Here is a 26912-nt window from a genome sequence, read left to right as displayed (position 1 = left end):
GGCTCAGCGCGCCGGCCGCGCCGCGATGACGAACAGCTGCGCCATCAGGTCGGCCAGCAGCTGCAGTTGCGGGTCTTGCGTGAGCGGCGCATGGCGGTAGGCACCCACATGGGCATCAAGCTTGGGCTCGTCATGCGCGGGCCCGTCGAGCGGGCCGGCGAAGAACAGCCGCCGCAGCGCGCCGGCCAGCGCGTCGTTCTCGGCCGCGCGGGGGCGGTCGTCGATGGTGCTCTGCGCGTGGCTGCGGAGCGTGGGCGTGGCCAGGAAGGGCGCGAGCACCGCCGCGCGGATGCGCTCGCCGTGCAGCAGCGCGCCGAGCGTCATGTCGAAGGCCAGCGCCGGGCCCGCGGCCAGCGCCTCGCGCAGCAGCGGGGGCAGCGTGCGCTGGCCCCGGGGCGTGACCAGGTAGGCCACCGCACCCCAGTTGTAGAGGCCGCGCGCATCGAGAATTTCAATGCCACCGATGGCATCGCGCGGCGCGCCCGCGTCGTGCGGCAGGTGCTTGCGCAGCCCCTGCCAGAGCGCCAGCAGGCCGGGTGCCGCGATGCTGGGCATGCATTCGAGGAACACCAGGTCGAAGCCTTCGAGCTGCGCGAGCGCGTCGGGCTGGCCCAGCAGCGGCGGCAGCGCGCGGCTCAGCAGCGCGTCGTCTTCCAGCACCAGGAAGAAACCGCCGGGCGGCGCGCTGTCGATGGCCCGCGCGTGCGACAGGAAGCAGGCGTGTTCGCGCGGGCTCACCGGCGCGTTGGGCCAGGTCGCGTGGGTGGGCAGGCTGTGCGTGTCGGTCGCCTCCAGGCGGCCGATGCCTTGCAGGCCGAGCGCGCGCAGCTGCACTTCCATGGCCTCGCGGCGTTCGGTGCTGGCTTGCAGGTTGATGAAGCGACCGTTCATGATGGCGGAATGACTCAGGTGGAAGCACAGGTGGGAACACAGGTGAACGAGGCATTCTCACGCGGCCACGGCACCGATGGCGCCGATGGCTCGCTGCGGGGTGGCGCATGACGGCGCCCGACACCGCGCGGCCGTGGCTCAGCGTCGTGATGCCGTTCTATCGCAAGCTCGCGGAGTTCGAGCGTGTCGTGGTGCTCAACGCGCCGCATTGGTCGCGCCCCGGCATCGAGGTGGTGATCGCGCTCGACGACGCGGCCGACGAGCCCGGCCTGCAGCGCCTGCTCGCGCGCTTTCCCGCGGTGTGCTGGACGCTGCTGGTCAACGACCGCGTGCACGCATGGCGCCCGCCGAGCTGCGCGATCAACGCGGGCGTTCGCCACAGCGCGGGGCGCTTCGTGTTCGTGCACTCGCCCGAGTCGGCCTATGTGGACGACGCGCCGGCCCTCGCGCTGCATGCGGCCATGCAGGGCGAGCGCGGCGTGGCGGTCGGCCGCGTCGGCTTCGCGCGGTTCGATGCGCTGCCGGCGGCACCGCAGCACGCATCGGACGCCGCGCTGGCCGCCCTGTTCGCGCAAGCGGTGCCCGACGCCCTGTACCTGCGCACCTTCTACGGCTCCCTGTGCTGCGCGCGCGAGGCCTTCGACGCGGTCGGCGGCTACGACGAATCGCTGGCGCAGTGGGGCGGTGACGACGACAACTTTCGCGTGCGGCTGGAGATGGCCGGCTGGCAGCTGCAGGCCTGCGCCGAGCTGAAGCTGCTGCACCTGTCCTTCGAGGCGCGCGACGGCAGCGAGCAGTTCGACCCGGACAACGACTGGGCGCGCTGCACGCCGGCGAGCGCGCGGGCCAATGAAGCGGGCAGTGAAAAAATTGGACAGACCGACCGCGCGTGGGGCTTCGACTTCACGCGCATCGCCCGCAAGGACACGGCGTTGCCGCGGCCCACATTCCAAGAGGTGGTCCACGAGGCAGCCCACGATGCACCCCACGGCGCATCTCATCCCGCGCCGCCCTGGCTGCGCCCCGCCTCGGTGTTCGCGATGGGCTCGCGCCTGCAGTGCGAGATCTGCGCGCGCATGGTCCACCACGAGCCGGTGCCGCACTTTCATTGCCCGCGCTGCAGCAAGCCCGCGCCGCGGCGCCTGACCGCGCGGCCGCGCATCGTCTGCGTGATGCAGCTGCGCAACGAGGCGGCGCTGCTCGAGGGCTGCCTGTCGCACCTGCGCCCCTACGTCGACGGCTTCGTGCTGCTCGACGACGGCTCGAGCGACGACACCGCGCAGATCGCGCGGCGCGAGCCCAAGCTGCTGGAGCTGCTGTCGAACCCGCCGGTGCAGCCGCATGCATGGAACGAGCGCGAGAACCGCCGCCGCGTGCTCGAAAGCGCCCGCGCGCACGGCGCCGGCTGGGTGCTGTCGTGCGATGCGGACGAGCGCTACGAGACGCTCTTTCTGCACAACCTGCAGCACATCGTCGATTCGCTGTCCGAGGCGCAGCTGTCTTGCCTGTCGCTCGCGATGCGCGAGCTGTGGGACGCGCCCGACCGTTTCCGCGTCGACGGCCCGTGGGAGCACAAGTCGCGCGCCTGCCTGTTCCGGCTGCCGCAGGAAATCGGCTTCGTGAACGCGCCCGCGCTGCACGGGCCGTGGTACCCCGACGCGGTGGCGCGCCACGGCGTGATGTACCGCAGCTACTACCGGCTGTACCACCTGAAGATGATCCGCCGCGAAGACCGCGTCGCGCGGCGCGACCTGTACCGGCGGCTGGACCCGGAGGGCTGCCTCCAGCCCATGGGCTACGACTACCTGGCCGAGGAAGGGCCGGCGCTGCGGCTCGCGGCGGTGGCGCCGGGGCGCGGCTACGCGCTGGAGAGCCTGCCGCGGGAGCTGGCGGCGCTGCTTCAGGGCGACCCCGTGGAAGGCCCCGCGACAGCCTCGGTGGCCGAGCCCGTGGATGGCCCAACAGAGGGCCCCGCGGACGCCACCAGCGACCGCGCGAAGTCGCCGCGGTAGGTGCGCGTGCCGGTGTGCGTCAGTCGCGAGCGGGTGTCGACGAACACCTGTCCGCCGACGGACTGCCAGCGCCGGCAGAAGGCGAAGTCTTCGCTCAGGTAGCGGCCGTTGCCGGGCTCGGCCCACACGTCGAAGAAGCGGTAGTGCGCCTGCGCGGCGGCGGCCGCATCGTCCATGTGGTCGGGCGTGTAGCGCAGCTCGGGCATGGCCTGCGCGAGCCGCGTGAACACGCTGCGCTCGATCAGCATGAAGCCGGTGGGCGCGTCGAGCACTTCGGCGAATCCGTCGGCGTCCACGCGGGGAGCCTTCAGGTTCACCGGGAACACCGCGTGGCGTGCCTCGAAGTCCTCGCGCGTGCTGCCCGCTGGCAGCGCCTGCGCCAGGCCCTCGCGCGGCCAGCCGTCGCTCTTGTGCGGGTACACGCCGGCCACCACCGGGCGGCCGGCCAGCAGCAGGCGCAACGCGGCCTCGGGCTCGAAGCCGATGTCGGCGTCGATCCAGAACAGGTGCGTCCAGCGCTCGTCGGCCATGAACTCCGCCACCAGCCGGTTGCGCGCGCGCGGGATCAGGCTGTCGCCGTCGAGGAAGCGCGTCTGCATCGCGAAGCCGTGGCGCCACGCCAGGTTGACCAGCCCGAGCAGGCTGCGCACGTAGTCGCTGGTGAGCTGGCCGGTGTAGCTGGGCGTGGCGATGAAGGGGCGGATGTGCTGCAGGGCGTCGAGGGGGCGCATGGGCGGTGGGGGTGTCTCTGTGTCTCGCGAGGCGATAGGCAATGGGGCAATGGGCAATGGGCAATGGGCAATGGTCGGCTGTTGCCCTCAGGCCGCGTGCGCATGCCGGCGCGTGGTGAGCAACGCGCGCAGCTTGGCCGGTGCCACCGGCTTGGTCAACAGCATCACGCCGCCGTGGCGCAGGCGCTGCAGCACCTCGGGCCCGGTGGCGCCCGACACCAGCACCGCCAGCGCGTCGGGCTGCAGGCGCTTGGCGGCGTCGATCACGTCCACGCCGTCGCCCTCGCCGGCCAGCTGCAGGTCGCACAGCACGGCGTCGAAGGCGACGTCGCCGGTGCCCATGCGCGCGATGGCCTCGGCGCCGGTGGTCACGCATTCGGCCTGGCAGCCCCATTGCTCCAGCAGCGTGCGGCTGCCGTCGAGAATGGCCGGGTCATCGTCCACCACCAGGCAGCGCAGGCCGGCCAGCGGGGCCACGGCCAGCGCCGGCGGCGCGGGCGGCGTCACGTCGGCGGCGCGCGCCGCGGGCAGCGTGAAGGCGAAGGTGCTGCCGGCCTGCAGCGCCGAGCGCACGGTGATGCGCGTGCCCAGCAGCGCCGCGATGCGCGCGCAGATGGCCAGCCCCAGGCCGAAGCCGCGGCGCCGGTCGCGCTCGGTGTTGGCCACCTGGTAGAACTCCTCGAAGATGCGGCCCTGGTGGATGGGCGCGATGCCCACGCCGTTGTCGCGCACCTCGATGCGCACCTGCGCCACGCCGCCCCCCACACCGGTTGTCATGCAGCGCCGCGCTGCCACCAGCACGGTGCCGCCTTCGGGCGCATGGCGCAGCGCGTTGGCCACCAGGTTGCCGGCGATGCGCTGCAGCATGGCCGCATCGGTGCGCACCACCAGGCCCCGGTCGCTCCAGCGCAGCCGCACGCGGGCCTCGGCGGCGGTGGCGGCGTGCTGGGCGTCGAGCTGGTCGAACAGGGCGGCCAGCGACACGTTGGTGATCGACGGGGTGAGCACCTGCGCGTCGAGCCGCGAGATTTCGAGCAGGTCGTCCAGCAGCACGCCCATGAACTCGGTGCTTTCCTGCAGCCGCAGCACGGCCGGGCGCTGCGCGGGCGATGCGCCCGGCAGCAGGCCGTCGATGAACAGGCCCATGGCGTGCAGCGGCTGGCGCAGGTCGTGGCTGGCGGCCGCCAGGAAGCGCGCGCGCGACAGCGCCGCCTGCTCGGCCTCGGCCATGCGCTGCAGCGCGACGGCGGTGGCCTCGCGCACGCGCTCTTCGCTGATCTCGCGGTTGCTCTGCAGGCGCTCGGCCAGGCGGTCGATGTCGTGCGCGAGCACCGCCAGCTCGTGCGTGCGGGACGCGTTGGGGGTGCCGTCCTCGACCACGCCGCAGCGCACCTCGAAGTGGCCGGCCTCCAGCGCGGCGACGGTGCGCGACACGCGCCGCAGCGGCCGCGCCACGTTGCGCGCCATGTGGCGCACCGAGGCCCACGCCGCCAGCAGCGCGACCAGCGCGATGCCCACGCCCGCGAACAGCGAGCGGCTGCGCTCGCGCGTGTAGGCGGTGGTGTCGCGAAACGTCTGCACCAGGCCGATGGGCGTCTCGCCCGCCGCGGTGGAGCCCGCGGGCGCGAAGGCGCTGGCGCGCGAGGCCTCGCGCAGCGTGACCGGCGAGGTGAACATGCGCAGCTGCGCCAGCGAGGTGGTCTTGGGCCCGGCCGTGACGTACACGCCCGCGCTGTTGCTGATTTCCACCCGCGCCACCTGGCCGCCGCGCAGCGCGGCGTTGGCCACGTTCTGCAGCGCCGGCAGGTCGCCCGCGTACAGGCTCAGGTCGGACATGGCCGCCACCTGGCGCGCCACGGCCTGGCCTTCGGCGTCGAAGGCGGCCTCCAGTGTCTGCAGCCGGTTGTGCGTGAACCAGCCGGTGAGCGCCAGCGCCACCGCCGCGCACGGCACCACGCCCAGGCGGAACAGGTCGCGCTGCAGGTTGCCGCGCAGCACCAGGGTGTGGGCGCCGGCTGCCGCGGCGCTTGCCGAGCCGTCGGGGGGCAGGGGGGCGCTCATCGCGGAACCGCAAGCCGTTCGGTCAGTTCCCGTTCCTCCGGCAGGCGCAGGCCGAGTCCGCGTGCCACGGTGGCGTTGACGCGCACGGTGGCGGGCGTGGCCGCTTCCACCAGCGGCGAGGCGGTGTTGCCTGCCGTGCCGCTTGCCGAACTTGCCGCGCTGGCCACCTTCACGCCGAGCAGGCGCGCCTGCTGCGCCAGTTGCGACGGCGTGGACACCGCCGCCGCCAGGCCGCCCGAGCGCACCAGCCCCTCGCTGGCGCCGAACACCGGCAGGCCCGCGGTGGCGCCCGCGCGCAGCACCGACAGCGTGGCCGCCTGGCTGTCGCCGATCAGGTCGGGCAGCACCATGAGCGCATCGCTTTGCGGCACCACCTGGCGCAGCGCGTTGGCCAGCGAGGTGGGGTCGGGCGCGTATTCCACGTGCACGTCCCAGGCCGGGGTGGCGCCCTGCGCGGCGCGCTGCAGCTCGCGCACCAGCGGCTCCGATTCGGGCGTGGCCACCACGCCGATGCGGCGCTTTTGCGGCAGCACCGCGTTGATCAGCGCCAGCTGGTCGGCCATGGCCGGGTCGCGCAGCAGCACGCCCACGCGGCGGTCGCCGCGCTTGAGGGCGGGGCTGCTGGCCTTCAGGGCTTCGTAGTCGAGCCGGCTCAGCATCGCCAGCACCAGCGGCTCCTGGCCCGGGCGCTCGACGGCAGCGCGCGCGGCGGCGGGGCCCACGGCCATGGTCAATGGCGTCTCGGCGGTGCGCAGGCTGCGCGTGCGCACGCCGGCGTTGGCCGCGCGCTCGGTGTCGGTGTTTTCGGCGGCCTGCGGGTCGGCGCCGGCCACAGGGGTGGATGAAGGCGATGAAGGTGAGGACGGAAGCCGCACCAGCTCGAACTTGCCGCCCGCCCCCTGGTCGGCGCGCAGCTGCTGCACGAACTCCGAGGACGCCGCCGCGTCGTCGCCCATCAGCACCGTGAGGTTGGTGGCCGGGGCCGCGGCGTCTGCCACCGCCACGCCCAGGGCCAGCGCGAGGCCCACCAGCGCGGCCGACGCGCCCGCGCCCTTGCGGGCGGCGGTGAGCAGCCTTGCGCAAAGCGGCGGGAGAGCGGGTTTCACGGCAACGGGCATGGACTGCTTTCGCAGCAAGGGGCGATGGTCCAATGTAAGGACGGGCCCGGCTTCGCGCGATAAGGCGGAGGGCTTATGTCAGCCTATGCCCGCGCCCGCAAGGGCCGCTGCACGTGACGAAATGCACATCGCGGCAGCCGCTCGGCCTATCTCAGATGGACTACCCAGGGCCTTACCCGGCGCCGCGCCTACGCCGATCTGTGGATCGGCGGCACCCGCATGCCGGTCTACGCGCCGACCAGTTGCGCCGCCACCACGCGCTGCGCCTGGATGGCCTGGCGCAGCACCCGCGGCGACACCGGCTTGTAGAGCACCGTGATGCCCGCGCTGGCCACCTCGCGCAGCCGGTCGGGCTTGGTCTCGCCCGTGACCAGCAGCCGCGCCGTGCCCGCGCCGATGCCGCGCGGATGCCGCTCCAGCGCGGCGATCACGTCCAGCCCGTTGTCGCCGCCCTGCAGCAGCAGGTCGCTGATGACCACGTCGGGCGGCTGCTCCCAGCCGTCGGCCAGCGCCAGCGCCTCGGCGCGGGTCTGCGCGGCCAGCACCTCGGCGCCCCAGTTGGCGAGCACCACGCTCAGGCCTTCGAGGATGGTGCGCTCGTCGTCGATGACCAGGATGCGCACGTTCGCCAGGCTCTCTTCCTCCTCGATGGCGGCCAGCGCGGGCGCCAGCACGGGCGAGGGCAGCATTGCCTGCGCCGAGCGCACCATCGCCCGCACGCAGGTGCCCTTGCCGGGCCGGGAGCTGAGCTCCACGCGCGTGTTCAGCAGGTCGGCCAGCCGCCGCACCGTGGCCAGGCCCAGGCCCATGCCGCGCGCGCCGCGCGCCGCCTGGCGGCCGGTGGGCTCCACCTGGTAGAACTCTTCGAACACCCGCGCCTGGTGCTGCCTGGCGATGCCCACGCCGGTGTCGACCACGTCGATGCGCACGCCCTTGCCGCGGCGCCGCGCGCCGATGAGCACGCCGCCGTCGATGGTGTGGCGCAGCGAGTTGGACACCAGGTTGTTCAGGATGCGCGAGAGCATCACGTAGTCGCAGCGCACCCACAGCTCGGTCTTGCGCACGACCAGCCGCAGGCCCTGCTGCTCGGCCACCGGGCGGAAGTTGCGGCTGATTTCGTCGAACAGGCGGTCCAGCGGAAAGTCGATCCACTGCGGCTGCAGCACGCCGGCGTCGAGCTGCGACAGGTTCAGCAGCTCGGAGAACAGCCGGTCGAGCGAGTCGACGCATTCGCGGATGTGGCCGATGCGCTGCAGCTTCACCGGGTCGGTCTCGCCGTTGGCCAGGCCGTCGGAGAACAGCGTGAGCGCATGCAGCGGCTGGCGCAGGTCGTGGCTGGCGGCGGCCAGCAGGCGGGTCTTGGCCTGGCTGGCCACCTCGAGCTGGCCGTTCTTGCGCGCCAGCTCGGCCGTGGCCTCGTTGATGCGGCTTTGCAGCAGCCGGTGGCTTTCCGCCAGCGCGCGCGCGGCCTGGTTGAAGCCGTGCTGCAGGTGGCGCACCTCCGACGTGCCCTCGATGGCCACGCTGGCGTTCTCGCCCGCGCCCAGGCGGTCGACCGCCTTGCCCAGCGCGCGGATCGGCTCGCTGATGCGCCGCGCCGCCCACCAGCCGGCCAGCGCCACGCACAGCAGGCTGACGGCCAGCACCAGCCCCACGTTGAGCCACACCGAGCGCCGCGCGCCCTGCACGGCGGCCAGGCTCATGTCGACCATCACCTTGCCGCTGTGGCGCCCGTCGTCGCTCACGATGGGCACCACCACCTGCAGGCCTTCGCTGCGGGCGCGGTCCATGGTCTCGGAGTTGGCGACGATCTCGCCGTCTTCGGTCCAGATCTGCACCTGCTGCACGTTGGGCTGGAAGGTGCCCGACTGCGCGGTGCGCTGCAGCGCGCGGCGGTCCATGCGCGCCAGCGGCGCCTGCGCCACGGTGGCCACCTGCAGCGCCACCGTCTGCGCGTTGGCGCGCATCAGCTCGGTGAGGTTGCCCAGGTGCTGGCGCGTGAGCACGGCAATGGCCGTGAGCGTGGCCAGCGTGGCCGGCACCAGCGCCAGCAGGATCAGCTGCTGGGCGAAGGTGAGGCGGGCCAAGCCGCGCAGGACGCGAAAGTTCCAGTTCATGGGGCTGCCAGGGGCACCGAGGCCACCGAAGCCACCGAAGCCACCAAGAGCATGGAGGCCCGGCGGGGGTGCCCGTTGCAGAACTGGGAAGACCGGAAAAACATCACGAAGATTGTTAGCAATTGATATGTAATGGCGTCCGCGCCGCCATGTTAGGCCCATCGACGCGCAACGGCTCTATGTCTTTCGGTTCAAAAATGCTGACTTTCCTGCGCCGCCTTGTTCGCCTTGTCCACGTTCCGGGCGCCGTTCGTGCAACGGCGCTGGCCTTGCTGCTGGGCCTGCCGCCGTGGGTCGCGGCCCAGGTCGGCAGTGGCGGCACGGTGGGCACGGTGGGCGTGGTGGGCACCGTGGAGTCTCCGGTGCGCTTCGGCATCCTGCCGCTGGGCGGTGCCTTCGAGTCGCGCAGCGACTGGGACCCGCTGCTGGCCGAGCTCAGCCGGGCCATCGGCCGGCCGGTGAGCGTGCTGTCGGTCAACTCGTACGAGGCGCTGGAGCAGGCCATCCAGCGCGACGAGGTCGACATGGCCTTCCTGTCCGGAAAGATGGCGCTCGACGCCGTGACGCAACGCCGCATGAAGGTGGTGGCCCAGGTGGTGCGCCACGATGGCCTGCCGGGCTACCGCGCGCTGTTGCTGGCGCGCAAGACGCCGCCGCTGAACACGCTCAAGGGCCTGCTGGAGCAGCCCGAACGCTGGCGGCTGGCGCGCGGGGAGCGGCAGTCGGTGTCGGGCTTCATCGTGCCGCAGCTGCAGCTGTTCTTGCCGAACCACATCGCCATGGAGACCCGCTTCCAGAGCGAGATCGTCGGCACCCACCAGGCCACCGCGCTGGCCGTGGCCAACAGCGAGGCCGACGTGGCCACCAACAACACCGCCGACTTCGAGCGCTTCAGGCTGCGCTTTCCGGCCGAGGCCGAGCGGCTGCAGGTGCTGTGGGAGTCGGAGCTGATCCCGCATGCGCAGATCGTGGTGCGCAGCGGCTACCCGCCCGAGCTGCGCAAGCGCGTGCAAACCTTTCTGACGGCCTACGGCCGCGCCAAGGGGCCGCGCGGCGATGCCGAGCGCGTGGTGCTCAAGTCGCTGCACGACCTGGCCGGCTTCCTGCCCGCCGACAACAGCTCGCTGCAGCCCGCGGCCAAGCTGGCCTACCAGCTGGCCAGGCAGACCGCGATGACCGCGCAATGGGTGAACGAGGCCGCGCGCGAGGCACGCCTGCAGCGCATCGAGAGCGGCTATGCGGAGCAGGTCAGCGTGCTGAAGGACGTGTCGCCTTGACGTTCGCATCGCGCCTGGCCGCCGGGCTGCTGGCTTGTGCCGGGCTGCTGGGAGGGGCCGGGCCGGCGATGGCGCAAGTTGTGGCGCAAGTCGTGGCGCAAGTCATGACGCACGGGGTGGCGCCCGGCGCGGTGCCGGCGTCGCCCGCGGCACCGGCCGGGGCAAAGGCCGCGCCGTCGCTCGCGATGATCCGCTTCGGCGTGCTGCCGCTGGGCGGCACCGTGGAATCGCGCGCGCTGTGGACGCCGCTCATGGCCGACATGAGCCGCGCGCTCGGCATTCCGGTGAGCGCCTATTCGGTGCCTTCGTACGAGGAGCTCGACCGCGCCATCGGCCGCGACGAGATCGACATGGCCTTCCTCTCGGCCAAGATGGCGCTGGATGCCGTGATGCAGCGGCGCATGAAGGTGGTTGCGCAGATTGCGCGGCACCCCGACGTGCCCGAGCACCGCGCCGTGCTGCTGGCGCGCAAGAGCGGGCCGCTCAACACGCTCGAAGGCATGCTCGCCAGGCCGGAGCAATGGCGGCTCGCGCGCGGCGACAGCCGCTCGGTCACCGGCTTCATCGTGCCGCAGAGCCAGCTCTTCCTGCCGAACCACATCGAGATGGAAACGCGCTTTCGCAGCGAGTTCGTCGGCACGCACCAGGCCACCGCGCTGGCCGTGGCCAACGGCGACGCCGACGTGGCCACCAACAACACCACCGACTTCGAGCGCTTTCGCCAGCAGTTTCCGGTGGAGGCCGAGCGGCTGCAGGTCATCTGGCAATCGGAGCCGCCGCCCGGCGCGCCCATGGTCGTGCGACGCGACTACCCGCCCGAGTTCCAGGCGCGGCTGCAGAACTTCCTGACCGGCTACGGCAAGGGCAAGGGTGCACGCGCCAACGCCGAGCGCGAGGTGCTGAAGTCTTTGCGCGCCGCCTACGGCTACGTGGCCGTCGACGACAGCGCGCTGCTGCCCGAGGCCCTGCTGGAGTACCGGCTCGGCAAGCAGCGCGCCATGGCGGCCGCGTGGGTCAACGAGGCGGCGCGCGCCCAGCGGCTGCAGCGCATCGAGAAGACCTATGCGGAGCAGGTCGAGCTGCTGCGCGGCGGCCGATGACGGGCCGGCCATGTCATCGATGGCATCCATGACATATCTCCTGCTTTCAGCGCCTTTGTAGCCACGCGCCTGTTGGCGTGACCATTGTTTGCAGTGCCTGCGGGGATGCCCCCGCAAACTGCCGCGACCTCATGTCCGTGATGGAAGGTCGTCGATGTCGCGCACGCTGTCTGTTTCTTGTTCCGCCATTCCTGTTGTTTTTGGTCGCCCGGTGCTGGAGCCTGTGCGGCTTTGCGGCGAAGAAGGCGTCGATGGGTTGTTTGCCTATGAGCTGTGGCTGTCGGGGGTGGCGGAGCTGGAACTCGATGACTTCGTGGGACGGGAGATTTCTTGCGAAATCGAGCTCGATGGCGCGGCACCTCGCCAGATCAATGCGCTCATCACCGATGCGGCGCTGTCGGGTGAGCAGGGCCGCCACGTGCAATACAAGCTCACCCTGCGCCCGTGGCTGCACCTGACCACCTTGCGCACCGACTGCCGGATCTTCCAGAACCAGACGGTCGTGCAGATCCTCGACGCGCTGCTGGAGAACTACGGCTTTCCCGTCGACAAGAGACTGGCCGAGACCTACCCGCTGCGGGACTACCAGACCCAGTTCAACGAGAGCGACTTCCAGTTCTTCAGCCGCCTGTGCCAGGAATGGGGCATCAGCTACCACTTCGAACATTCGCAGGGCAGGCACCGGCTGGTGCTGTCGGACGCCATGGGCGCTTTCAAGCCCGCCGACAGTGCCGCGTACCGCGAGGTCGAATACCACGCCCCGGGCTGGAAGCTGGATGCGGAATACATCCACAGCTTCGTGCCCACGCACCATCTCACCAGCGGGCGGTATGCGGCACGGGACTACGACTACACCCGGCCACGGGCCGACCTGGGCACGAGCCGCAAGGACCCGAGGCCCACGGGGCACGCCGATGGCGAGGTCTACCAGTGGCATGCGGATTTCGGCGGCAGCCACAGCGTTCAGCCCAATGCCGGCAGCGCCGGCAACAACGATCCGAAGGCGGAAGGCGACCTGCTGGCGATGCTGCGCATGCAGGCCCTGCGCACCCACGGCGCCAGGGCACAGGCCAGCGGCAACCTCCGAGGCATGGTAGCCGGGCGCACCTTCAGGCTGCAGAAGCACCCCAGGGAGTCCGCCAACGCCGAATACCTGGTCCTGTCCACCCGCTTCCTGATAGAGAACGTCGCGCAAGAAAGCCAGCGCAAGGACAGCGCCGATGAAAAGCAGCAATGGCGCGTCAGCGTCGACTTCACTTCGCACCCCGTCACCGAACCCCTGCGCCCGGCGCTCACCCAGCCCAAACCCCGCGCGGGCGGCTGCCAGGTGGCCGTGGTGGTCGGGCCGGCCGGAGAAAATATCTGGACCGACGCGCTGGGCCGCATCAAGGTGCAGTTCCCCTGGGACCGGCTCGGCGGGAACGACGCGCACAGCAGCTGCTGGCTGCGCGTGAGCTCGCCGTGGGCGGGCAACCAGCTGGGCGGCATCCACATTCCTCGGATCGGCCAGGAGGTGATCGTCGACTTCATCTCGGGCGACCCGGACCTGCCGATCTGCACGGGGCGGGTGCACAACCAGGCGAACCTGCCGCCATGGGCGTTGCCGGGGCAGAGCGCGCTGAGCGGCCTCAGGAGCCGGGAGTTGACGAAGGACGGTGGCGGAAACGGCGCGGCGGGCAGATCGAACCATCTGCTGATGGACGACACCGAGGGCCGCATCCAGGCGCAACTGAAAAGCGACCACCAGAGTTCGAGCCTGAGCCTGGGAAGCATCACCCGAGTGGAGGACAACGCGGGGCGAAAGGAGGCGAGAGGCGAGGGCTTCGAACTGCGCACGGACGGGCACGGCGTGCTGCGCGCGCAAGACGGACTGCTCATCACCACCGAAGCACGGCCCGATGCGGCTCGCCATGCCAAGGACATGGGAGAGACGATCGCGCGGCTGAACGCCGCATGTGCGCTGCAGCAGGGCCTGGCCGATGCCGCCGCGACTGCCACGGCACAGGCGCATGACGAGGACCAGGCCGCCGTCTCCAAGGCCCTCGGGTCGCAAGCAGGCGCCATCAAGGGCAGCGGCACCGAGACCTCCCGAAGCCGCTCCCCCGAACTCGAAAAGCCGCAACTCGTGCTCGCCAGCGCCGCGGGCGTGGCCGCCACCACATCGGGCAGCCTGCATCTCCAGGCGGGCGAACACATCGCGGTGTCGAGCGAGGGCCATGCCAGCATCAGCGCCGGTAAGCGCCTGCTTGTGAGCGCCAAGGACGGCATTCGCCTGTTCGCGCTCAAGAGTGGCATGAACTGGATCGCGGGCAACGGCAAGGTGCAGATCGAGGCGCACCGCGACAAGATCGACCTGACCGCGAGGAAGGCCGTGCGCATCACCAGCACGACGAGCGAAATTCGCATCAACGCGCCGGTCAAGGTCGTCGTCAATGGCGGCGGCAGTTTCACCGAGTGGAGCGACGCGGGCATCCTGCACGGCACTGCGGGAGGGTGGGTGGAGCATGCGGCGAGCCACGTCAAGGCGGGGCCGGCCAGCGCCCCGCTGACGTCGCAAACGTACAAGGGCTGCTCGGCGTCCGACAGCAAGGCAGTGGCCGGCGGCGCAGGGGTGATCTGAATGCCCGCCATGCCAACGACCCCCAACAAACTCGCGACCCAATGGCCGTGGAGCGAGCTGCCGCAAACCCTCGTCGATGCACTCGCGACGTCGCTCAGGCAACGGCTGCACGAAGGCCCCGTGTACCTGCTGATCGACCCATTCCTGGGCGATGTGGAACCGCGCATCGACACGCACAAGCGCCACGCCGTGCCCCAGGGCGACACGCAGGTGGCCGACGCACAGTGGCCGTACCTGATCGAGATCGAGGACATCCACGATCCGTTGTTGGTGCAGAGCATCGTGTGGGCCGCCCGCGAGCACCTGCATGCCTGCGTCAACGGCAGCGGCGCGTACCGCATCGGCGGCTGGCTGCAACCGCATGCCGAGAACGATGGCCCGGCCCTGGCGCGACAAGTCGGCGCATTGCTGGCGGCGGGCGACCGATCGCGCAACGGTCGGTGCCTGAGGCTGGCCGACCGCCGCGTGCTGGCGCTGCTGAACCCGCCTGCGCTGTCGGTCGAAACCGCGGTCATCGACTGGACGCAGCAACTGGCAGGCATGGCGCACTGGATCTACCTGGACACCAACTTCAAGCTGCAGGCGCTGCACGGCCGACCCGGGCGGGCTGCCACAAGCGCCTTGCGATTGACCGTGGCGCACTGGCGGCTCGTGGCTGATGCCGAGGCCATCAATCGCAGCCTGATGGCGTGGCAGGGCATTTGCCATCCATTGCCGGACGACGCGTTGAACCAGGTGGCCAAGGCACTGGAGCGCGCCCGCTTTCGGGGGCTGCGCGAACCCGAGGACCTTGCGGCCTACGTGGTCGAGGCGCTGCGCTTTCCCGCGTTCGAGCAATTCCCCGAACTGCAAGGCCGCATCGACCGAACCCTCCAGACCCGGCAGCCGTTGGCCGACCGCCTGCAAGCACTTCGCAGCCATTGGTCTTGATTCAAGACACTCGCCCGTTGCCCGACTTCAGCCTCTACCGAACACCATGACCTGCAAGAAATGCGAAAAGAGCGGCCTCTCGATCCTGCTGGTGCGGCCCACGGCCGTGGCGACGGACCCCGACATCGCGCCCCAGGGCGTGGCCGCGCTCGACACCCACGCCGCAACCGTCGAGGCGTTCGGCTTGCCGAAGCTCGAGGCGCAGTCGAAGTACGCCTTGCGCCTGCTGCGGCGCGAGGGGTACGTCTATGTCTTCTTCCCGAATGAGAAGCCCGAAGGCCAGATCGGTCGATGGCTGGCCTACAGGGTGCACGACAAGGGAGCGCTGATTCCGCAGGGCGGATTCGTCTTCGAGGACAGCAGCTTCGCGTGCGACAAGAAGATGACGCACCCCCACGACGCGCGCACCCTGTGCATCGCCGAGCCGAAGCGCATCGCCAGCGTCTGGATCGGCTTCAGCATGAACTGGTGGAGCGACAAGCTCAAAGCCCAGGTCGCACGCAGCCCGAAAGAGGCCGGCATGGTCTCGGTGAACCTGGCCGAAAAACCGCCTGCGCATGGCTTCGTGGCCGAGGCGCCGCTGCTCCACACGCACGTGGCCGACTACGCGCTGCAGCACTTGAAGCACGGCGGGCTCGATGAAGAGGCCACGCCGTTCTACCCGGCCGGCAGCGTCTCGTCGATGCAGGCCGCGCGTGCCATGGCCGAGGTCATGCGCATGCAGAGCGAGGGGCATGAAGGGCCGCCGATGGTGGTGGCGGTTCCTGATCCGGTCGGGCTTGCGGCTGATCTCAATGGCATTCGGTTGGCGCGAGACAGGCGCGACAAGGAGGCCTTGCTGGCGCCCGACGTGGCATGGCCGTTGATGACAAACCAGCTTCTGAGCAGCCTCAAGGCGTCCATCGAAGCAGGTGCCATGGCCGACGCGCAGTCGGCGCTCGCAGGGCGCATGTCGGAGGCTCGCTGGAAGGAAATATCGAACGCAGCGCCAAGCGTCCGCGAGCGCGGCTACGCCTGGATGGCCACCCAGGGAACGGCGCCGGACGGCAGTGCCAACGGCCGGCTCATCGGCCCCGACCGCCTTGCACGCCAACGGCGCGCCGACTTCAACGGACGCTCCGAAGGCGCCGTTCAATGGCGGGCGCTCGCCGGCCAGATCGACGACAAGAAGCGCCAGGCTTGGAGGCACCGGTTCGACGCTGAACAGTGCATGGCGGCCGATCGCCTGGCGTTGCACGAGAAAGACTGGCTCCTTGCGGCCAACGCCCTCGCAACGCAGCACTACTTCGCGCACCACTTCGACGAGAACGACCCCAACAAGCGGACAGCCCCCATGAGCCCGGGCGCCATCTATGCCGCGGAGAGCTGCCAGATCCACACGCCCCAGCCGCTGAGCAAAGCCGGCTGCCACGCCCAATATCTGGAGCAGGTGTTCGGCAACGCCATCACCGACCAGGCCCCCGTGGCCTTGCGAGCCATGTTCGGCAACCAGAAGAGCGTGATCGACAGGGTGCATGCCATGCTGATCGGCGATGCCGACCGCGACAACGAGAACAACATGCGCGACAAGGCGCTGGACATCTTCAAGGGCTTGGTCACCGCCGAATGGGGGCCCAGGTACAGCTGGATGAACGCCCTTGTGCTGGGCCTGTGCGCCGGGCAACTGAGCGCCATTGCAGCGGCGGCATTTCAGTTCGGCGCCAGCCTCAAATGGGCGGACGGATTGACCATCCCGGAGAAAGCCCAGAAGTTCCTGAAGCGGCTGCCAGCCCTCGCGCTTGCCGAGCAGACGCTGCTCGGTGCCATGCGCACCGCCGCGGAAGGCGGCAAGCCGAGCATTCCTGTCGTCATCCGGTTCGAGTGGCTGATGGAGGAGGTGCTGGAATACATGGAGAAGAACCCCTTCGACTACTCCGCTGCCGACCGCAACGCGATGAGCAACAAGCGAGTGGGCAGCCGGATCGTCGTCAGGCAGATGGCCATGCTCGAAGCCCAGACCGGCAACCTGCGCCTGATTCCAAGCGAGGCGCCCCAGTTGCCCGGCGCGTCGGCGCGCAGCCTGGGCGGCCTGAACATGGCGCAGTTCGAGCAGCAGGTAAAGGCCACCGACCTGCAGACCTACGACAGGGCGACGGTCAGGAACGTCAACGCCTATGTCGCCCAGGAGGCCGTGCACGACGAGGCGAAGCTGCTCAGAACCGACCAGGCGTTTGCCGGCGCCGTGATGATCGTGCAGGGCCTGGGTCTTATATGGTCCCTACGGGACCTGTTGAAGGATCTGGACAAGGGCGACAACAGCAAGCTGCTCGACCGCTTGCTCAGCGTGGCGGACGGCAGCGCGGGCGTCATTGGCGGTGCGCTGGACTTGCGGGCCGCGGGTCTTCAGATGCAGATGGTGTCGCGGAACGGGGTCGCGGCGGGCGCGGCGATGGCGCGGGTCAGCGGTTCCTTGAGCCGGCTCAGGGCGGGGGCGGCGTTGGCGGGTGTGGCCGGCGGGTTGTTGAATATGGTGATGTCGTTTCGCAAGGCGCAGGAAGCGGAACGCAACGGCGACGTGGTCGCGTATGTGGGTCATGCGACAGCCGGCTTTGCATTTGCCTTGAATGGCATTGCCATGCGGCTGATCTATCGAAACATTGTGACTCGCGGTGCGACCAACCTCGCGCTTGGAACGGCAGCGCAACAGGTTGCAGAGACGCTATTGAAAAAGGGGCTGCAGCGAGTTTTCCTGACCGTGCTTGTTGGAATGAGCGCCGAAGTGCTGGTAGCCGGGGTAGCCAGCGTAGTCAGCGGTACGGCGTTGCTGCTGTTGGTTGGCGGCGTGGTAGCAACCGTATGGGCAGTGCTCGCTGAGCGCACCGAGCTGCAACGTTGGATTGCGCGAGGTTACTTTGGCCGCGATGGTGACGGCCCCTACACCAGCATTGACATGGAACTGCAGCAGTACGAGCAAATATTGGGACTGGGTCAAAAAGCCATCGACGACCAAGAAATCATCCGGCTGCTGAAAGCACACCCCGCGCCTTTGCCTCAACCAGCTCTGGATCCATGGGATCCCATGAACAACAGTTTTGGTCGCGCTCGATGATTGGCGGTTTCAATGTCGGCGGGCGCAGTACAGACGCGGACCGCAACGATGGAAAAACGGTCGGTCTCGCGGAGCGCTTCGGCAAGCGGCGCAGCGCGAGTGACGTCGCAAGTCATGGTGGTCGTCTGACAGGTGTGTACCCCGAAACCATCGAATTTCATCGGATCCATCTGACAGGTGCTGGCGGCCACTACCTCGCGGATTGCTTCGTTATGGCGGTGCTTTTCAACTGGGTCATCGTCGAGTTTTTTCTTGACGGGCTGCTCAAACACAAAGGATATGCAACTCTTGCCTTTGGGTTCCTTGGCTCCTGGATGTTCTTCGCATTCTTCGCCTACCTCGAACTCTTCGCCCCCGTCGACAGCCCCATCTACTTCGACCGTAGGCATCGCAACATCTACAAGGTGCTGCAATCCGGCGGGCGCCGCCGGGGATTCTTCGGCCCGCGCAAGTCCAGGCTCGTCGCCTATGACTGGGACTTGGTAGACGCCGAGCACCAGACCACCCTGCAAGCCAGCACCGCCTCCGCTCGCCGACTGCATCACCTGGTCTTCCTGGTGCGCAGGAGCGAAGACGACCCCACCATCGTGGACCACATCATCTTCGCCGACGTCGATTTCGTACCCGCACTGTGGGAGTACATCCGCCGCTACATGGAGGAAGGTTCCGCACCGCTCGTCGAAGGCGAATTGCCTCCGGTCTCGAACATGGGCGCCTACGTCCCCTGGAGCGACTTCGGCGCCGTCGTCCCCTTCCTCGATCAACCCGCCAGGCGCTGGAAGGAACAGCCCTGGAAGACGCTCTACAGGTACATCGCCATGCCTGTCACCGTGCCGCTGTACATGACCTGGCTGTTCTTCAACCGGCTGACCGTCTGGACTGCGCAAAAGGTCGAATGGCCCCCAGAGATCAAGCGCGCCATCGGCCGACTGATCAACGAGCTCGACCTGCGCACCGACACACATCGCAGCCTGCGTCCCGGTCCACCGCCCGAGCTGTAGCCCGGCCGTTGTCGGGCTGACCACCAAACCGGGAGAGAAAAAAAAGAAGGAGGACCTCGTCAGGCCGAAGGCGCCGACGTCGTGGAGGCGGCCAAACGCCGTGACTAAAAAAACCAGGGAAACGTGAGTTCAAAAAAATGAAGATCTACAAGGTATTCGAGCACCCGTCAGGGCACAGGGAGGCCATCAAGGAGGGTTGGAGCTGGACGGCTTTTCTCTTCGGCTGGATATGGGCGTTGTGCCACGGCGTGTGGCCGCTGGCGCTCGGCGTCCTCGCATTTGGCATGCTGATCGGGTTCGGTGCGCCTGGGTTGGGCGCAAGCAATGCCACCACCCTTGTCATTGCGTCGCTCTTCGGCATCGTGAACAGCATCGTGCTCGGCAGCATCGGGAATTCGCTGCGCGGCAGCTGGCAGGTCGGCAAGGGCTACGCATGCGTGGACGTGGTCCGTGCCGCGAATGCGCAGGAGGCACTTTGGATGCGCGTCGAAAGCCCCGAACCTGAAGCGACCCAAGCGACCCAAGCGACCCAAGCGATCGAAGCGATCGAAGCGACCGAAGCCGCCCAAGCCGGCACGCTCGCCGGTTGATCCGAAGCCCGTCGCCGCCCCAGACCCGGCGGCGGGCCTTCCCCCTCCATCTACTCCCTTCGCCGTACCTCCAATCCGCCCCACCTAGGCCATTGGATAGGCCTTAAGGCGGATTTGCCTGCGCTCCCCCGCGGCTGAAACTTCGTGTTTCTTTCTTCCCGGCACCCTTGCCGTTGACGGAGCGCGGATGAGTTGGCGAACAAAAGTGGTCTGGAGCGAGGGGATGCTGTTGCAGCCTCAGCACCTGCAGCAAAGCGAGCGTCATGGCGACCATGCGCGGCACGTGCTGTTGCGCTCGACCACCCCCTACGCCTGGGGCTTCGCCGAGCTCGAGATCGATACCGCCGCGCTCACGCTGGGCAAGCTGGCGCTGGTGCGCGCGGTGGGCATGTTCGCCGACGGCACGGTGTTCGACATGCCGGCGGTCGATCCGCTGCCCGAACCCGTAGACATTCCCGCATCGCTGCGCGACGAGGCCGTCGTGCTGGCGCTGCCGCTGCGCCGCGCCGGCGCGCGCGAGGCCGATGCCGAGGCCTACGAAGAGCTGGTGCGCCACCGGGTGCTCGAATCGGAAGTGCCCGACTCGAACACCGCCGGCGAGCGCACGGCGATGCTGCAGCTCGGCCAGCTCCACACGCGCCTGATGCGCGCCAGCGAAGCGACCGACGCCTGGACCACGCTGGGCGTGGTGCGCGTGGTCGAGCGCCGGGTCGACAACCAGGTGCAGCTCGACCGCGCGATGCTGCCGCCGCTGCTCGACGTGGCGGGCCATGCGGTCATCCGCGCCTGGCTCGACGAGCTGCTGGGCCTGCTGCGCCAGCGCGGCGAAGCACTGGCCGGGCGCATGACGCAGGGCGGCACAGGCGGCGTGGCCGAGATTGCCGACTTCATGCTGCTGCAGGCCGTGAACCGCAACGAGGCCGTGTTCGCGCACCTCGCGAAGAGCGCGATGCTGCACCCGCAGCACTTCTTCGAGCACGCGCTGGGTTTGGCCGGCGACCTGGCGAGCTTTCGCGATTCGCGCCGCGTGGCGCGCTTCGGCCCCTACGTGCACGACGACCTGGCGCTGAGCTTTCGCCCGGTGATGGACGACTTGCGCCGCAGCCTGTCGATGGTGCTGGAGCAGTCGGCCATTCGCATCGACCTGCATGACCGCAAGCACGGCGTGCGCGTGGCGGTGGTGACCGACGTGGAGCTGCAGCGCAAGGCCACCTTCGTGCTCGCGGTGAACGCGAACATGCCGAGCGAGGCGCTGCGCGCGCGCTTTCCCACGCAGGTGAAGATCGGCCCGGTCGAGCGCATCCGCGACCTCGTCAACCTCGCGCTGCCCGGTGTCACGCTCACGCCGATGCCGGTGGCGCCGCGGCAGATTCCGTTTCACACGGGCGCCAACTACTTCGAGCTCGACACGCGCAACAGCGACCTGTGGCGCCAGCTGGAGCAGTCGGGCGGTATCGCGATGCACATCGCGGGCGACTTCCCCGGCCTGGACCTGGCGTTCTGGGCCATTCGTTCCTAGCCGCGACGGCTGAAGGACGCGGACCACCATCATGAGCACACCTCCCGATCCCTTCGCGGCCTTCGAGTCCGAGCGCACGGTCATCAAGCCCAAGCCGCGGACGCCCGGCGGCATGTCGCCGGCGGCGTCGTCCGCCTCACCCGCACCTTTCTTCGGCGGCGCCGACCCGACGCCCGCCGCCGACGTCGGCGAGCTCGGCCTGCTGAACCCGCTGGTCTCCGCCGCGGGCAAGCTGCTGGTGCTGATCGGCAAGCTGCGCAACCTGGTGCAGCCGCCCAACGTGCCGGCGCTGCGCGCCTCTACCGCCGACGCCGTCAACCAGTTCGATGCCAACGCGCGCCGCGCGGGCGTGAGCAACGAGTCGGTGCTGGCCGCGCGCTACGTGCTGTGCACCGCGCTCGACGAGGCCGTGGCCAACACGCCCTGGGGCGTGCAGGCCGGCTGGAACAAGCAGAGCCTGCTGGTGCAGTTCCACAACGAGACCTGGGGCGGCGAAAAAGTGTTCCAGCTGCTGGCCAAGCTCGCGCAGGACGTGCCCGCGCACCGCCCGCTGCTGGAGCTGATCTACAGCGTGCTCGCGCTCGGCTTCGAAGGCCGCTACCGCGTGGTCGACAACGGCCGCGCGCAGCTCGACTCGGTGCGCCAGCGCCTGGCCGACCTGATCGCCAAGGACCGCCCCGCCGTCGAGCCCGAGCTGTCGCCGCACTGGCGCGGGCAGGGCGCGGGCACGGTGCGGCTGCGCGAGTCGCTGCCGCTGTGGGTGTTCGCGGCCGGCTTCGCGCTGCTGCTGGCGCTTGCGTGGTTCGCGCTGCGGCTCACGCTCAACTACCGCTCCGACACCACGTACGCCGCGGTGTCCAGCCTGCGCGCGCCCAACCTGCAGATCGCGCCGCCCGCCTTGCCCGCGAAGACGCCGCGCCTCGCGCGCTTTCTCGAACCCGAGATCAAGCAGGGCCTGGTCACCGTGACCGACGAGGCCGACCGCAGCACGGTGCGCCTGCGCGGCGACTCGTTCTTCGGCTCCGGCAGCGCCGAGCCGATGGCGCAGTCGCTGCCGGTGTTGCGCCGCATCGGGCAGGCGCTGGCCGAGGTGAAGGGCGACGTGCTCATCACCGGCCACTCCGACAACCAGCCGATCCGCTCGCTGCGCTATCCGTCGAACTGGCACCTGTCGGCCGCGCGCGCCGACGCCGTGAAGGGCGCGCTCACCACGCTGGTCGACCCGGCGCGCATGCGCTCCGACGGCAAGGCCGACGCCGAGCCGGTGGCCGCCAACGACAGCCCCGCCAACCGCGCGAGGAACCGCCGCGTCGACATCGTGCTGCTGACCGAGCCCGACCGCATTGCGGCAGCGCCAGCTGCGCCTGCGGTGGCAGGCGCTCCCGTTCCAGGAGCCGGGAAATGATCAAGAAAATCTTCGGCTTCCTGTTCAGCCCGCTGCTGCTCACGCTGCTGGCCCTGCTCGTGGTCGCGGTGCTGGTGTGGTGGATCGGCCCGCTGGTGAAGATCGGCTCGCTCGCGCCGCTGGAAAGCGAAACCGTGCGCGCCGTCGTCATCGGCGTGATCGTGCTCGTCGTGCTGCTGCGCGCGCTGTACCGTCGCTGGCGCGCGCGGCGTGCGAGCCGGCACCTGACCGACGGGCTCATGAAAGCGCCCGCCGCCAGGGCGGGCGCGTCGGGTGGACCCGTGGGCGGCGAACAGCAGATTCTCGACACCCGCTTCAGCGAGGCCGTCGCCACGCTCAAGCAGATGCGCCTGCACGCCGCCGGCAAGAAGCCCGGCTGGCGCGACTGGATGTCGATCTCGGGCGGCAGCTACCTGTACGACCTGCCGTGGTACGTGTTCATCGGCGCGCCGGGCGCGGGCAAGACCACCGCGCTCGTCAACTCGGGCCTGTCGTTTCCGCTGGCCGAGAAGTTCGGTCCCGGCGCCATCCGCGGCGTGGGCGGCACGCGCAACTGCGACTGGTGGTTCACCGACGAGGCCGTGCTCATCGATACCGCCGGGCGCTACACCACGCAGGACAGCCACCAGGCCGAGGACAAGAGCGCATGGGAAGGCTTCCTGGGCCTGCTGAAAAAGGCGCGCCCGCGCCGGCCGCTGAACGGCGTGTTCCTCACCGTGAGCGTGGCCGACCTGCTGAGCCAGGGCGCCGAGGCGCGCACGCAGCTCGCGGCCTCGATTCGAGCGCGGCTGCTGGAGCTCGACAGCAAGCTCACCACCCGGCTGCCCGTGTACGTGCTGGTCACCAAGAGCGACCTGCTCTACGGTTTCACCGACTACTTCGACGACCTCGGCAAGGAGCAGCGCGCGCAGGTCTTCGGCTTCACGCTGCCGGCCGACGAGAACGTGCAGACCGAGGAAAAGGGCCTGTCCACCGCCTTCCACCGCGAGTTCGCGCTGCTGCACGACCGCGTGAACGACGGCCTCATCGCGCGCATGCAGCGCGAGACCGACGGCACGCGGCGCGCGGCCATCTTCGGTTTTCCGGCGCAGTTCGGCTCCATCGGTTCGCTGCTGTCCGACCTGCTCGAACAGGTGTTCACCGGCTCGCGCTTCGCGCAGCCGCCGTGGGTGCGCGGCGTGTACTTCACCAGCGGCACGCAAGAGGGCAGCCCCATCGACCGCGTGATGGGCAGCCTGGCGCGCAGCTTCGGCATCGAGCGCGCGATGCTGCCGCCGCAGAAGAGCAGCGGGCGCAGCTACTTCCTTACCGCGCTGCTGCGCGAGGTGGTGTTCCCCGAGCAGCGGCTGGCCGGCGCCGACGTGAAGCTGGAGCGCCGCCGCCACACGCTGCGCGTGATCGGCGTCACCGCCATGACGCTGGTCACCGTCGGCCTGCTCGCGGCCTGGGGCTACAGCACGCTGCAGAACCTCAACTACCTGAAGTCGGTCGAGGCCCGCGTCGAGCCCGCCAGGCAGAACCTGGCCGCGCTGCCCGCGCGCGTGCAGAACCTGGTCGAGGTCGCGCCCGTGCTGCAGAGCCTGCGCGACATCTGGAAGACGCCCGACAACCGCCAGGGCGACGAGCCGCTGTCGATGACGCTGGGCCTGTACCAGGGCGACAAGCTCGACGCCGCCGCCATGCTCACGCACCAGCGCGCGCTGAACGACGCCTTCCTGCCGCAGATTGCCAAGCGCATCGAAGACCAGCTGCGCACCGCGCAGAAGGACAACCTCGAGTTCACCTACGAGGCCCTGAAGAGCTACCTGATGCTCTACCAGCCCGAGCACTTCGACCCCGAGGCGCTGAAGGCCTGGATCACGCTCGACTGGTCGCGCAACCTCGACCGCGGCATTCCCGAAGACCAGCGCAGGCAGCTCGAAGACCAGCTCGACGTGCTCATCGCCCAGGGCCCGCCGCGCTCGCCGCTGAAGATGGACGAGAACCTGGTGCGCAGCGTGCGTGCCGTGCTCGCGAGCTACCCGCTGGAGCAGCGCGTGTTCAGCCGCCTGAAGCGCCAGCGCGCCACCAAGGACATTCCCGCCTTCAGCGTGGCCCAGGCCACCGGCCCTTCGGGCCCGCTGGTGTTCGAGCGCATCAGCGGCAAGCCGCTGACCGAGGGCGTGCCGGGCATGTTCACCTACGACGGGTATCACAAGCGCTTCCAGAACGAGGTCACCGTGCTCACCGGCCTGCTGGCCAACGAAGACCCGTGGGTGCTGGGGCAGGACCGCAACGCCGCCGACCGCCTGCGCGACGTGGCCGCGCTGGGCGCGCTCACCGACCGCGTGCGCCGCCTGTACCTCGAGGAGTACGTGAAGCAGTGGGAGGCCCTGCTGGCCGACGTGCGGCTGATTCGCGTGAGCGGGCTCGACAAGAACATCGAGACCGCGCGCATTCTCTCGGGCGTCGATTCGCCACTCGCGAACTTCCTGCGCGCGGTGGTCAGGCAGACCACGCTCATTCCCGCGGCCGATGCCGGCAAGGACGTGGTTAGCAAGGCCACCGAAACCGTGCGCAACACCCGCAAGGGCCTGGAAGACCTGTTCGGCGGCGACCCCGGCCGCCAGGTGGCGCCGGGCAAGCGCATCGAGAGCATCGTGGACGACCGCTTCGAGTCGCTGCGCCGCCTCGTCACCGCCGGCGGCCCCAACCAGCCCGCGCCCATCGACGATGCGCTCAAGCTCTTCAACGAGGTGTACGTGTACCTCAACGCGGTCGACACGGCCGTGAAGGGCCGCACCTCGCCGCCGCCGGGCGACGTGGCCGGCAAGCTCAAGTCCGACGCCGGCCGGCTGCCCGAGCCCGTGCGCTCGATGGTCGAGAACCTGAGCCAGGCCGGCGCCACGCAGGCGCAGGTGGCCGAGCGCGGCAACCTCAGCCAGGACCTGCGCCCCGTGGCCGAGTTCTGCGCGCGCGCCATCGCCGGGCGCTACCCCTTCGTGCAGGCCAGCAAGCGCGACGTGCTGCCCGAGGACTTCGGCCAGATGTTCGGCCCCGGCGGCCTGATGGACGACTTCTTCCAGAAGCGCCTGGCCGCGCTGGTCGACACCAGCACCAAGCCCTGGCGCTACAAGCCCGTGGCCGAGCGCGGCGCCGTCACCACGCAGGCGCTGGCCCAGTTCGAGCGCGCCGCGCGCATCAAGGAGATCTTTTTCCGCGGCGGCGGGCGCGGCCCGTCGATGCGGCTGGACTTCAAGCCGGTGGAGATGGACGCGGGCATCACCCAGTTCATCCTCGACGTCGACGGCCAGCTCGTGAAGTACGCGCATGGCCCCGTGGTACCGATGGCGGTGCAGTGGCCGGGCCCGAAGGGCAGCAACCAGGTGCGCATCCAGGTGAGCCCGCCGTCGACCACCGGCAGCTCGGGCGCGGCCGTGGACGGGCCCTGGGCGCTGTTCCGCGCGCTGGACGACGGGCAGCTCGAGGCGGGCGATGCGCCGGAGAAGTTCTTCATCACCTTCCAGGTCGGCGCGCGCAAGACGCGCTTCGAGGTGACGACGAACAGCGTGCAGCACCCGATCCGCCTGCGCGAGCTGCGGGAGTTTTCGTGTCCGGAGGGGCTGTGACCCTGGCCGCTTCGTCGCCCTTTGTTTCCACCGCGCTGCCCGGGTGGTTCGGCAAGTTGCCGGGCATGGGGGACTTTGCGCATCGGCGGTTGCCGGAGTCGTTTCGCTCGGTGTGGGATGCGTGGCTGCAGCGCGGGTTGGCGGGGCTGCGCGACCGGCATGCCGACTGGACCGAGCGGTATCTGGAAGCGCCGATCTGGTGTTTTGCGCTGGGGCCCCGGGTGGCCGGGGCGCGGGGGTGGATCGGGGTGTTGATGCCTTCGGTGGATGGGGTGGGGCGGTACTTTCCTTTCACGCTTTGCGTGGAGCTCGATGAGGCTGTGGGGGACGCGTTGCGGGGGGAGGCGCTGGCTGCTGCGTTGCGGTGGTGGGCGTTGGCGACGCAGGCTGCGCTGGAAGGGCTCGATGGGGATCTGGATGCGTTGCGCTTCGATGCTGTGCTGGAGCGGTTGTTTGCTGATTCTTCTGGTGCTGAAGGGGCGCATGTTGTGGAGTCGGTTGGATTGCCTGCGGCGGGGGCTTCTGTTTGGTTGGGGGATCCTTCTGTTGCCGAAGGGCTGAGGGTGCCTTGCAAGGGGTTGCCGAACGGGGCGCAGTTCGATGCGCTGTTTCTTGGCTTTGCGGAGGAGGGGTGATGAAGGCCGCTCTTTCTTTTGCTTTCCGAGGCCGGGTCTCGCCCCGGCAGGCGACTTGCTTTCTTTTGCTTCGCAAAAAGAAAGTAAGCAAAGAAAAGGCGACCCCACTGTCTGCGTCCCTCCGCTTCGCTGCGGGCAACCTGCGGTGCTCGCGTTTCGCGGGGTCTCGCAGAACTCGCTTCGCTCAAACAGCTGCGAGCCCTGATCCG

At 69.5% G+C, this 26912-nt stretch carries 17 protein-coding genes; 12 read left to right on the top strand and 5 right to left on the bottom strand.

The genetic code is table 11. The annotated features are described in order from the left end of the window. Nucleotides 1-3: 3 nt before the first annotated feature. Entirely contained in the window at nt 4-891 is an 888-nt protein-coding gene (locus tag AB6807_RS35995) for a hypothetical protein (protein ID WP_371088328.1), read from the bottom strand. Nucleotides 892-998: 107 nt separating this feature from the next. Between AB6807_RS35995 and AB6807_RS35990 the strand changes: the two genes are divergently transcribed. Further along, nucleotides 999-2903 carry a glycosyltransferase family 2 protein gene (locus AB6807_RS35990; RefSeq protein WP_371088327.1) on the top strand — a complete coding sequence of 635 codons (1905 nt, stop codon included), beginning with the start codon at nt 999-1001 and terminating at the stop codon, nt 2901-2903. Here the strand turns inward: AB6807_RS35990 and AB6807_RS35985 are convergent. The 4 genes from AB6807_RS35985 to AB6807_RS35970 all read right to left on the bottom strand — a co-directional run bounded on the left by AB6807_RS35985 (nt 2792) and on the right by AB6807_RS35970 (nt 8930). Then, nucleotides 2792-3634: a hypothetical protein gene (locus AB6807_RS35985; protein ID WP_371088326.1), complete on the bottom strand. Its 843-nt coding sequence runs from the start codon at nt 3632-3634 to the stop codon at nt 2792-2794. The two genes, AB6807_RS35990 and AB6807_RS35985, sit on opposite strands and share 112 nt — an antisense overlap. A gap of 87 nt (nt 3635-3721) precedes the next feature. Then, entirely contained in the window at nt 3722-5695 is a 1974-nt protein-coding gene (locus AB6807_RS35980) for an ATP-binding protein (RefSeq protein ID WP_371088325.1), read from the bottom strand. Beyond that, nucleotides 5692-6813, bottom strand: a complete 1122-nt coding sequence (locus tag AB6807_RS35975; RefSeq protein ID WP_371088324.1) for an ABC transporter substrate binding protein — start codon at nt 6811-6813, stop codon at nt 5692-5694. The genes AB6807_RS35980 and AB6807_RS35975 overlap by 4 nt, the downstream gene beginning before the upstream one ends. Before the next feature lie 227 nt (nt 6814-7040). Then, the gene (locus tag AB6807_RS35970; protein WP_286517192.1) at nt 7041-8930 is read right to left on the bottom strand and encodes an ATP-binding protein; all 1890 of its coding nucleotides are present in this window, start codon (nt 8928-8930) and stop codon (nt 7041-7043) included. Between the two features lie 197 nt (nt 8931-9127). On the opposite strand from AB6807_RS35970, the gene phnD (AB6807_RS35965) reads away from it, so the two are divergent. From phnD (AB6807_RS35965) to tagF, 11 genes are all read left to right on the top strand, one after another. Next, the gene (gene phnD, locus AB6807_RS35965; RefSeq protein ID WP_371088323.1) at nt 9128-10207 is read left to right on the top strand and encodes a phosphate/phosphite/phosphonate ABC transporter substrate-binding protein; all 1080 of its coding nucleotides are present in this window, start codon (nt 9128-9130) and stop codon (nt 10205-10207) included. A 68-nt stretch (nt 10208-10275) separates the two neighbouring features. Next, nucleotides 10276-11307 carry a phosphate/phosphite/phosphonate ABC transporter substrate-binding protein gene (phnD, locus tag AB6807_RS35960; RefSeq protein WP_371088392.1) on the top strand — a complete coding sequence of 344 codons (1032 nt, stop codon included), beginning with the start codon at nt 10276-10278 and terminating at the stop codon, nt 11305-11307. Nucleotides 11308-11461: 154 nt separating this feature from the next. Then, nucleotides 11462-13927: a type VI secretion system Vgr family protein gene (locus tag AB6807_RS35955; RefSeq protein WP_371088322.1), complete on the top strand. Its 2466-nt coding sequence runs from the start codon at nt 11462-11464 to the stop codon at nt 13925-13927. Between the two features lie 9 nt (nt 13928-13936). Then, nucleotides 13937-14857 (top strand): hypothetical protein, encoded by a 921-nt coding sequence (locus AB6807_RS35950; protein WP_371088321.1) that lies wholly within the window; start codon nt 13937-13939, stop codon nt 14855-14857. 46 nt (nt 14858-14903) lie between these two features. Further along, nucleotides 14904-17945 (top strand): T6SS effector BTH_I2691 family protein, encoded by a 3042-nt coding sequence (locus tag AB6807_RS35945; protein ID WP_371088320.1) that lies wholly within the window; start codon nt 14904-14906, stop codon nt 17943-17945. After that, nucleotides 17906-18946, top strand: coding sequence for a DUF6708 domain-containing protein (locus AB6807_RS35940; RefSeq protein WP_371088319.1), 1041 nt, complete (start codon nt 17906-17908; stop codon nt 18944-18946). Before AB6807_RS35945 ends, AB6807_RS35940 begins: the two co-directional genes overlap by 40 nt. A gap of 137 nt (nt 18947-19083) precedes the next feature. Next, nucleotides 19084-19536: a DUF2628 domain-containing protein gene (locus AB6807_RS35935; RefSeq protein ID WP_371088318.1), complete on the top strand. Its 453-nt coding sequence runs from the start codon at nt 19084-19086 to the stop codon at nt 19534-19536. 187 nt (nt 19537-19723) lie between these two features. Next, nucleotides 19724-21055, top strand: a complete 1332-nt coding sequence (gene tssK, locus AB6807_RS35930) for a type VI secretion system baseplate subunit TssK (protein WP_116913942.1) — start codon at nt 19724-19726, stop codon at nt 21053-21055. Between the two features lie 31 nt (nt 21056-21086). Next, nucleotides 21087-22460, top strand: coding sequence for a DotU family type VI secretion system protein (locus AB6807_RS35925; RefSeq protein WP_371088317.1), 1374 nt, complete (start codon nt 21087-21089; stop codon nt 22458-22460). Then, nucleotides 22457-26068 (top strand): type VI secretion system membrane subunit TssM, encoded by a 3612-nt coding sequence (gene tssM / locus AB6807_RS35920; protein ID WP_371088316.1) that lies wholly within the window; start codon nt 22457-22459, stop codon nt 26066-26068. Before AB6807_RS35925 ends, tssM begins: the two co-directional genes overlap by 4 nt. After that, nucleotides 26065-26703 carry a type VI secretion system-associated protein TagF gene (gene tagF, locus AB6807_RS35915; protein ID WP_371088315.1) on the top strand — a complete coding sequence of 213 codons (639 nt, stop codon included), beginning with the start codon at nt 26065-26067 and terminating at the stop codon, nt 26701-26703. The genes tssM and tagF overlap by 4 nt, the downstream gene beginning before the upstream one ends. Nucleotides 26704-26912: the final 209 nt, after the last annotated feature.

It is taken from the genome of Variovorax sp. RCC_210, from assembly GCF_041355175.1.
Taxonomy (GTDB): domain Bacteria; phylum Pseudomonadota; class Gammaproteobacteria; order Burkholderiales; family Burkholderiaceae_C; genus Variovorax.
The sequence above is the reverse complement of the archived record's forward strand: the minus strand, read 5'-3'. Positions and strand labels throughout refer to the sequence as shown.